Source organism: Myxococcus llanfairpwllgwyngyllgogerychwyrndrobwllllantysiliogogogochensis (assembly GCF_006636215.1).
Classification (GTDB): Bacteria; Myxococcota; Myxococcia; order Myxococcales; family Myxococcaceae; genus Myxococcus; species Myxococcus llanfairpwllgwyngyllgogerychwyrndrobwllllantysiliogogogochensis.
The window spans coordinates 54,003-62,870 of the sequence record NZ_VIFM01000039.1 but is presented as its reverse complement, the minus strand read 5'-3'; the positions used below and the strand labels follow the sequence as shown (position 1 = coordinate 62,870).

Sequence of the window (8,868 nt, the reverse complement as noted above, 5' to 3'; positions counted from 1 at the left end):
GTGTTCCAGCGCGGGGTGGGGGGCTGCTAGAAGCGGGCTCCCGTGTCCACCCCGCACCTGGCGAGCTTGTCGTCCTTCCGTGCCTTGCGTCACAGGCAGTTCGTGGCCGTGTGGTTGGGGGCGCTCGTCTCCAATGTCGGCACGTGGATGGAGGTGCTCGCGCTGGGCGTCTTCGTCACGGAGGTGACGGGCCGAGCGGAGTGGACGGGCGGAGTGGCGGCGCTGACGTACCTGCCGTCGCTCGTGTTGTCCCCGCTGGGCGGCGCGCTGGCGGACCGCTTCGACCGGCGTGTCTTCATCTCGCTGTGTGCCGTGGCGCAGGCGCTGCTGGCGGCCTGTCTGGCGGGGCTGGCCTTCACCGGACACCTCACCGTGCATGCGGTGGCCGTCATCTCCCTGCTCAACGGCTGCGTGCACGTGCTGTCGGGGCCGGCCTACACGGCGCTGATTACAGGGCTGGTGCCGAAGGAGGACCTGCACAGCGCGATGACGCTGATGTCGGCGCAGTTCAACCTGGGCCGCATCCTGGGGCCGGTGTTCGCCGCGGCGCTCCTGGCCTTCGGTGGTGTCGCGTGGGTGATGTTCCTCAACACGCTGTCCTTCATGGCGGTGCTGCTGGCGGTGTCCCGGGTGCACGCGGAGCCGCCCGTGGTCAGGCCCATCGAGCCCAAGGGCCTGTGGGCGGACATCGTCGAAGGCGCGCGCATGGCGCGAGGGGAGCCGGGCATCCGGATGGCGATGGTGTCGCTGTTCGCCCTGGCGCTGTTCATCTCGCCCTTCATCGCGTTGGTGCCGGTGTTCGCGCTCCAGGTGTTCGGCTCGGATGCGTCCGCCGCTTCCGCGCTCATCTCCATGCAGGGCATGGGGGCGCTGCTGGCCTCGGGCGTGGTGGGCGCGCTGGCGGTCCGCTGGGGCCGGGAGCGCGTGGTGGACCTCGCCGTGCTCGTGATGGGGCCGGTGACGGTCTTCTACTGGCTGTCCCCGACGCTGCCCGTGGCGATGGGGACCATGTTCGTGCTGGGCGCGGTGTACCTGGTGGTGATGACGGGGTTGAGCACCCGCTATCAGGAGCGCACGCCCAGGGAGCTTCAGGGGCGGGTGAGCAGCCTCGCGATGCTGCTCATCAACGTCGGGTACTCCGTGGGCGTCTGGGCGCAGGGGGCGCTCGCGGACCGGGTGGGGGTGCGCGCTGTCACCGCCAGCTCCGCGGCGCTGTTCCTCGTGGCCATGGTGGGGCTGCGCCTGCAGCGGCCTCGGACCGTGGATGTCGCGAGTACGTGACGTCCAGGGACGTGTGCTTCAGCCCGCGCCGCCGGACTTGAGCGGGAGCAGTGCCAGCACGCGAGCCAGCACCGCGACGCCTTCCTCGTACTCCGGAAGCTCGATGTGCTCGTTCGGCGTGTGGTCCAGCGACGAGTCACCCGGGCCATATGCGACGGTAGGCACGTTCCACGTGTCCGCCACCGTGTTCCAGTCGGATGTCCCTGTCTTCACGCGAAGCGTCGGACGTGCGCCGCGCTCGCGGATGGACTGCTTGAAGGCGCGCGTGAGGGCGTCGTTGCCCTCGGCGGAGACGGCTTGCTTGCGCGACACCGTCTTCACGGCCACCTCGGGGACCTCGGCGAGACAGGCGAGCAGCGCGTCCACGTCACTGGTCGGCCCCGTGCGCACGTTGAGGTGGGCGGTGGCCCACTCCGTGTCGTCACCGGTGCCCGTCTGGAAGGAGAGCAGCGCGGGGAGGTCCTGCTCGAAGAGGGTGCACCCCTTGTTGCGCTCGTCGCAGCGACGACGCAGCCCGTTCCACGCGTCGACGAGATGCTCCGCGGGCGCGCGGTAGCCACGGCTTGCGGTGTGACGCCGGCTGGCGCGGTACTCGAGCTCCAGGCGCAAGAGGCCCTTGTAGCCCAGGGTGATGCCGTGGGCGCCGCTGGGCTCGCCATTGACGACGAAGTCCGGCCGGTGGTGCTCGCGGGCATGCAGCGCGCCCCGGGTGATGGCCACCTCCTCCTCGACACAGCCCAGCAGGAGGAAGCGCTTGCCAGCGCGCTCCGCGTCGTCGAGCAACTCCACGGCTTCGATGAAGGCCGCGAGCGCGCCCTTGGCGTCCACCGCCCCGCGTCCGAAGAGGCGCGTGCCTTCCAGTCGCACGGGGACTTCGCCCGGCACGGTGTCGATGTGGCCCAGCAGCGCGATGCACGTGTCTCCGTCTCCCATGCTGGCCACGGTGTTGCCCACCGGGTCCACGTGGGCCTTCCAGCCGCGCTGCTCCAGTCGCCCGGCCAGCGCGCGAGAGAAGTCCGCTTCATGGTGGCTGGGGCTGTAGTGCTCCAGCATCCACCGCAACAGCTCCGGGCTCGCCTCACGGGCTCGCATGGGTCACCTTCCCGGAAGAAGTCAGCTTCGTCCCGACCTCGCCCGCCAGCGCGGACAACACGGGGCGCGGGGTGCCCGAGGCGGTGACATAGGCGGCGGACACGCCCGCCGCGAGCGCGCGCCGAGCCGCCTCCAGCTTGTAGCGCATGCGCCCCCTGGCGAAGCGCATGGCACCCTCGACGTCGTCACTCTGGCGGATGAGCGTCGATGCGTTGGCCGGGTCCTCCAGGAGGCCCGCCACGTTGGAGAGCATCACCAGCGCCCGAGCCCCCATCACCGCGGCGATGGCGGCGGCCACCTGGTCCGCGTCCACGTTCACCAGCGTCCCGTCCTCCGTCACCGCGGGAGGGCACACGACGGGCGTCTGCCCTGCCTCCAGCAGCACGTTCAGCAGCCGCGCATTCACCTCGCTGATTTCCCCCGCGAGGTGGCTCCGGTCGATGCGGGTGCGCTCCCCGTCCTGGAGCTTCAGCGGAGGCCGTCGTCGGGCGACGAGCACCCGTCCATCCGCGCCGCACAGGCCGAGCGCCGAGACGCCCCGGGCCAGCAGCGCGAGCACCGCGCGCTTGTTGACGTCGCCCACCCACGCCATCGTCAGCACGCGCAGCGTGGCCTCGTTCGTCAGTCGCACCACGTTGCCGGAGGCGGTCAACGCCTCGGTGCGCGCCATGCCCAGCGAGGCCAGCAGGGCATCACCGGCCTCGGAGCCACCATTCACCACGATGACGCGCTCGCCCTGGCGCCGCAGCTCCGCCACGTCCGCGCAGACGTTGTCCAGGTCCACGCCCGCGGCGCCGCCAATCTTCACCACCAGCGGCGCGCGGCCTTCATCGACCTGGGACGCGGTGCTCATCCGATGACGCTCGCGCCGCCGTCGACGAGCTGCACCGTGCCGGTGATGAACGACGCGCGCTCGCTCGCGAGGAACGCCGCCGCCGCCGCGAACTCCTCCGGAAGCCCCACGCGCTTCAGCGGAATGTGCGCCGCCATGGCCCGCAGGCTGGCCTCCACGTCCGCGCCGCCCGTGCCCGCCGTGCGCTCCACCGGAGGCGTGCGGGTGTAGCCGGGGGCGAGCACGTTGACGGTGACGCCGCAGTCGCCCAGCTCCTGCACCAGCGCGGATGCGAAGCCGACGATGCCCAGCCGCGCCGTGCCGGAGAGGGCGAAGCGCGCGACGGGCCGCACCACCGTCTCCGAGGTGATGAGCAGCAGCCGTCCCCACTGCGCGGCCTTCATGTACGGCAGCGCCGCCAGGGCCAGGTTGATGGCCGGCAGCATCACCGTGTCGATGGCCTCCTGGTACGCCACGATGTCGAACTTCGTGGCGGGGCCCGGCGGGGGGCCGGCGCTGTTCGTCACCACGATGTGGGGACCGCCCAGCTTGCCGGCCACGTCCTCCACCCAGGCGCGCGTGGCGCCGTGTTCACGCAGGTCCACCCGAGTGGCCAGGACCCTGTTGCCACGAGCCAGTCCGCGCAGGTGCTGCTCGGCGCGAGCGAGCCGGTCCGCGTCGCGAGCGCCGATGGCGACGTGCGCGCCTTCCTTGACCAGCTCCTCGGCCACGGCGAGCCCCAAGCCACTGGAACCCCCGGCGATGAGCGCGACCTTATTGGCGAGTCCCAGTTCCAAGTGTCTCCCTCCCTGCGTCACCAGCGTTCACGACGGGCTCCGGCCCTGGAACGACCTGTGCGGGCGCCGGAGGTCCCCTGTAGCGATACCGCCCCGTCAGCGGCCACGAGAGCGCGGACACCAGGGCCTTCACCCGAGGCGCCAGCTCCTTGCGCCACGCATCGTCACCGGGCCGCAGCAGCGTGGAGCCGCTCAGGAAGCGGTCCGGGTTGCCGGTGACGGTGTGGTTGCGCCCGAGCACCACCGTGCGGCCCTTCACCGGGTTGACGGCGCGGTCCTCCTGGATGAGCTTCAAGAGCGAGTCGATGGTGGCTGCGGGTGAGGCGATGAAGTCCTCGTACCGCAGGAACAGCGAGCGCTCCGGGTGGCGCCGCGTCACGAGCTCCGAGGCCACGTTGAAGCCGAACCAGTACGCGGTGCTGCGCGCGGCGGACATGGGGACGACGTACTGCTTCGTCTTCGTCCACGAGTGCGCGACGGCGCGCGGGTCCCGTACCAGATGGAGGTAGTACGGCGAGATTCCGCTCACGTGCGGCAACAGCGCCGCCTCCGAGGGGAACTTGCCGCTGTCGACGATGACGTGGCTGCCGGTGGCATCGGCGATGGTGCGGTAGGTCTTCGCGAGGAGCTGCGCGTGCTCGTACAGCTCGGTCGAAGGCGTGTCCTGGCGCAGCACGCGCCACGTGTGCCGGGTGCGGACGGTGTCCTGCTGCCTGCGCACCACGCGCAGGGCGTGGGCCTCGGGGGATTCGCCAGGGAGGGCGCCCTGCTCCAGCACCTTGGACCAGAGCGGACACTGGACCAGGTGCGTGCCGCAGCCGCACAGGGTGTTGGAGCCGTTCCCGAAGGCGTTCTTCCACAGGAAGCTGAGCTCACCGGTGTGGAAGCAGCCCTCCACCTCGTTGAGCACGTTGCCGATGATGGTGCTGCCGCTGCGGCACCAACCGGTGATGTAGAGGACGGTGAGGGCGCTCATGGGGGGAGCCTTTCGCGTCAGAGGGGGTGGAGGCCCCGGAAGCCGAGGCCCTCCGTTTCAGGTCTGCCCAGCATGAGATTCAGCGCGTGCACGGCCGTGCCCGCCGCGCCCTTCACCAGGTTGTCCAACGCGGCATTCACGACGATGCGCCCGCGCTCCGCGTCCACCTCCACCGCGAGGTCGCAGTGGTTGGTGCCAGCCAGGGGCGCGGGCTCCGGGAAGGGAGACGCGCTCGCGTTGGCGCGCAGCACGTGGACGAAGGGGTGCTCGCGGTAGGTGGAGGCCAGGGCTCGCAGCGGCTCGGACGCGTCCTCCAGCTTGCGCGCCGCGAAGGCATGCACCGTGGCGAGCACGCCGCGCACGCTGGGCACGGCCGTCGCGCTGAAGTGGACGACGGGCCTCACGCCGGCGAGGCGCTCGGTGGCGCCCTCGATTTCGCCCGTGTGTCGATGCCCCACCGCGCGGTAGCAGCGCAGGGCGGAGGCTCGCTCGGGATGATGCGAGGAGCGGTCCGGTGTCGCGCCGCCGCCGGAGGAGCCCGTCTTCGCGTCGACCACGACTTCGGGCCGCACCAGCCCCGCGCGCACCAGCGGCAGCAGGGCCAGCAGGGCCGCGTGGGCCATGCAGCCGGGCACCGCGACGAAGCGGGCGTCCTTGAGTCGAGCGCCCGTCCACTCCGGCAGGCCGTAGACGAACTCGGGCATGTCCAGGGGGCGGGGCGCGCGGGGATACCAGCGCGCGTGCTCGGTGGACTCCAGGCGGAAGTCCGCGCTCAGGTCGATGATGCGACCGGCCCGCGCGCTCACTTGCGGCCAGCGGCGAATCAGCTCGCCGGAGGGCATGCAGGACAAGAGCACGTCGCACGGCTCCAGCGCGTCATGCGGTGAGAAGCGCGGAGTGGCCAGTCCTCTCAGGTGAGGGTGTGGGAAGTCGAGCCGCTTGCCCGCGTGCTGTTCGGACGTGGCCTGGACCACCTCCACCGCCGGGTGGGCGAGCAGCAGTCGCAGCACCTCGCCGCCGGCATAACCTCCCGCTCCGAGCACCGCGACGCGCGTCATCGCATGGCCTCCACCAGGTAGCCGGCCATCAGCTCCGGCAGGGGGATGCCGGTGAACTCGATGCTCCGGGCGAACTCCACGCAGTGGTTGATTTCATTCACGAGAATCGCGCCATCTCGCGTCTCCAGCAGGTCCACCGCGACCATCTCCCCACCCACCGCCTTGGCCGCGCGCTCGGCGAGCTTCGCGTGGGACTCGGGGACGTCGTAGCGCTCCGGCACCGCGCCCCGGGCCGTGTTCGTCACCCAGTGCTCGGAGCGGCGGCGCATGCCACCGACGGCGCCTCCGATGACGTACACGCGCAAGTCGTAGCCGGGCTTGTCGATGTACTGCTGGACGAGCGCGACGTGGTCCTGGGCGCTGCCCATCTCGAAGCGCATGGACATCATCCCCTCGGCCGCGTGCTTGTTGTCCACGCGCGCCACCATGCGGCCCCAGGAGCCCTGCACGGGCTTCGTCACGCAGGGATAGCCGCGCTGCTCCATCTCCGCGACGCAGGCGTCCTGCTCGAAGCCCAGGAAGGACCAGGGCATGGGGACGTCGTGCTCCGCCAGCGCGAGCGTGGTGAGCGCCTTGTCGCCGCAGGTGGCGATGGAGCGCGCGGTGTTGAACACGCGGGCCCCCTTCACCTCCAGGATGGAGGACAGGTATCGCGCGCGGGTGAAGGACATGCTGCGCATCAGCACCGGGCCGCCGTCCTTCCACGGCTCGCGGTTCAGCGGGAGCACCAGGTCCGTGTCCGCGTGGGTCTCCACGGAGCAGCCGCGTCCGCGAAGCGCGTCGACGAGCATCCGCTCCTCGGTGCGCATCCGTGTGTAGACGAGGTGGACCTCGTGGCGACGCATCATCCCCTCCTGGCCGCGGGTGCCAGCGCCGTGAGCCGGGGGCGGGGCAGGGCGGTGAGAATCGAGTCGACCAGGGCGGCGCTCTCCAGCCCATGTCGTTGCAGCAAGGCCTCGTGCGTGCCCGCCGTGGAGTCGTAGCGGTCCTGGATGCCGGCGCGGACCACGCGGCGGCCCAGACCGTGGGTGGCCACGCTCTCGCACACCGCGCCGCCCAGTCCTCCGAGGATGGAGTGCTCCTCCACCGTGACGAGCAGCCGCGTGCGCTCGGCCGTCTCCAGAATCGCCTCTTCGTCGAAGGGCTTGAGCGTGTGGAGGTTCACCACGCGCGCGGACACGCCCTGCGCCTCCAGCCGCGTCGCCACGTCCAGCGCCACGCTCACGCCGACCTCGCCATGGGCGATGATGCCGACGTCGCTGCCTTCACGCAGGCACATGGCGCGCCCGAGCGCGAACGCGGGCCGCGCCACGTCCAGCCGGGAGACGCGGTTGCGGCCGAGCCGCAGGTACACCGGCCCCTCCATCTCCAAGAGGGCGCGCGTCGCCTGAATCGTCTCCAGCCCGTCCGCCGGAGACACCACCGTCATGCCCGGCATGGCGCGAAGAATCGCCAGGTCCTCGATGGCGTGGTGCGTGGGCCCGAAGAACGCGCCGGACAGACCGCCGTAGTCGCAGACGAGCTTCACGTTCGCCCGCCCATAGGCGAGCCCCAGCCGCACCTGCTCGCACGCACGCATCGCCCCGAAGGGCGCGAAGGTGTGGGCGAAGACGACGTGCCCGGTGGCGGCCATGCCGCACGCGATATCGAGCATCGCCGCCTCGCAGATGCCCAGGTTGATGAAACGTCCCGGGTGCCGCGCGGCGAACGGGTCTCCTCCACCCGCGAGGTCCGCCTCCAGCAACACGACGCGCGGCTCCACGTCCGCCAGTCGCGCCAGGGTGTGTCGGAACACCTGTCGGTTGGCCAGGGACGGTTGCTCGCGCAGCCAGTCCTCGGGCGACGTCAAGAGGTCGGCGCCGCTGGACGTCGTGGAGCTCGTCATGGCGTCACCTCTCCCAGCGAGGCGAGCGCGCGGCGAAGCTGCTCGGCGTTGAACGTCGCGTAGTGCGGTCCCTTGCCGCGCAGCATGGGCACACCCGCGCCCTTCTGCGTGTTGGCGACAATCGCGCGAGGCCCGTCACAAGGCTCCTCCAGCGCGGCCCCCAGCGCTTCCAGGTCATGCCCGTCCACCTCGACGGTGCTCATTCCGAAGGCGCGCAGCCGCTCCACCAGGGAGGCCTGGGACAGGATGGCCTCCGTGGGGCCGTCGTTCTGTCCGCCGTTGCGGTCGACCAGCACCGTGAGTTGCGACAAGCGGTGCTGCGCGGCGACTTGCATCGCCTCCCAGTTGGAGCCCTCGCCCATCTCCCCGTCTCCACACACGACGAACACTCGGTTGGAACGCTGCCGCAGCCGGTATCCCAGGGCCAGCCCCACGCCCAGCCCCACGCCATGCCCCAGGCTTCCCGTGGGAAACTCAACGCCCGGCACCGCCGCATTCACGTGTCCGGTGAAGGGGCTTCCGTCAGCGTTGTATCGTTGCACCAGGTCTTCAGTGTCGACGAAGCCGAACTCGGCGAGCGCGGCGTAAAGGCCCGCGGCTGCGTGGCCCTTCGACAGGATGAGCGAATCGCGCTCCTCCCAGCGGGGCTCTCGCGGACGGAACTTCATCACCCGTCCCAGCAACACCACCAACAGCTCCACCATCGACAGCGAGCCACCGAGGTGGCAGCCGACGGACGTGGCGGCGAGCCGGAGGATGGTCCGGCGAATGCGTCTGGCGCGCTCCTCGAGAGGTACCTGGACCATGGATTTCTGCGCCTTTCATTCCAAAGTAGGAAACCAGGAGCGCGCCCGTCAATGTGAGTGATGCGACCTTGGGGTGTAGACATGTGAGCTTTCGCTGTCTTGCTGGTTTTACACGCGAATCGCTATGGTCCCACGCGGTCG

General features: G+C 70.6%; 9 protein-coding genes. 1 reads left to right on the top strand and 8 read right to left on the bottom strand.

Annotated features, from left to right (window positions below):
- Nucleotides 1-42 precede the first annotated feature (42 nt).
- The gene (locus FJV41_RS12680; protein ID WP_141642716.1) at nucleotides 43-1,281 is read left to right on the top strand and encodes an MFS transporter; all 1,239 of its coding nucleotides are present in this window, start codon (nucleotides 43-45) and stop codon (nucleotides 1,279-1,281) included.
- Nucleotides 1,282-1,299: 18 nt separating this feature from the next.
- Here FJV41_RS12680 and FJV41_RS12675 read toward each other — a convergent pair whose 3' ends face one another.
- Genes FJV41_RS12675 through FJV41_RS12640 form a run of 8 tightly spaced genes read right to left on the bottom strand, consistent with a single transcriptional unit; the run spans nucleotide 1,300 to nucleotide 8,727 of the window.
- On the bottom strand, nucleotides 1,300-2,373 hold the full coding sequence (locus tag FJV41_RS12675; protein ID WP_141642715.1) for a M20/M25/M40 family metallo-hydrolase: 1,074 nt from the start codon (nucleotides 2,371-2,373) through the stop codon (nucleotides 1,300-1,302).
- Entirely contained in the window at nucleotides 2,360-3,226 is an 867-nt protein-coding gene (locus FJV41_RS12670; RefSeq protein WP_141642714.1) for a [LysW]-aminoadipate kinase, read from the bottom strand. The genes FJV41_RS12675 and FJV41_RS12670 overlap by 14 nt, the downstream gene beginning before the upstream one ends.
- On the bottom strand, nucleotides 3,223-4,002 hold the full coding sequence (locus tag FJV41_RS12665) for an SDR family oxidoreductase (protein ID WP_141642713.1): 780 nt from the start codon (nucleotides 4,000-4,002) through the stop codon (nucleotides 3,223-3,225). Before FJV41_RS12665 ends, FJV41_RS12670 begins: the two co-directional genes overlap by 4 nt.
- On the bottom strand, nucleotides 3,980-4,978 hold the full coding sequence (locus FJV41_RS12660; RefSeq protein WP_141642712.1) for a sulfotransferase: 999 nt from the start codon (nucleotides 4,976-4,978) through the stop codon (nucleotides 3,980-3,982). Before FJV41_RS12660 ends, FJV41_RS12665 begins: the two co-directional genes overlap by 23 nt.
- Nucleotides 4,979-4,995: 17 nt before the next feature.
- The gene (gene argC / locus FJV41_RS12655) at nucleotides 4,996-6,036 is read right to left on the bottom strand and encodes an N-acetyl-gamma-glutamyl-phosphate reductase (protein ID WP_141642711.1); all 1,041 of its coding nucleotides are present in this window, start codon (nucleotides 6,034-6,036) and stop codon (nucleotides 4,996-4,998) included.
- Nucleotides 6,033-6,884: a RimK family alpha-L-glutamate ligase gene (locus tag FJV41_RS12650; RefSeq protein WP_246137171.1), complete on the bottom strand. Its 852-nt coding sequence runs from the start codon at nucleotides 6,882-6,884 to the stop codon at nucleotides 6,033-6,035. The genes argC and FJV41_RS12650 overlap by 4 nt, the downstream gene beginning before the upstream one ends.
- The gene (locus FJV41_RS12645; RefSeq protein WP_141642710.1) at nucleotides 6,881-7,921 is read right to left on the bottom strand and encodes a transketolase family protein; all 1,041 of its coding nucleotides are present in this window, start codon (nucleotides 7,919-7,921) and stop codon (nucleotides 6,881-6,883) included. Before FJV41_RS12645 ends, FJV41_RS12650 begins: the two co-directional genes overlap by 4 nt.
- The gene (locus FJV41_RS12640; protein WP_141642709.1) at nucleotides 7,918-8,727 is read right to left on the bottom strand and encodes a thiamine pyrophosphate-binding protein; all 810 of its coding nucleotides are present in this window, start codon (nucleotides 8,725-8,727) and stop codon (nucleotides 7,918-7,920) included. The genes FJV41_RS12645 and FJV41_RS12640 overlap by 4 nt, the downstream gene beginning before the upstream one ends.
- Nucleotides 8,728-8,868: the final 141 nt, after the last annotated feature.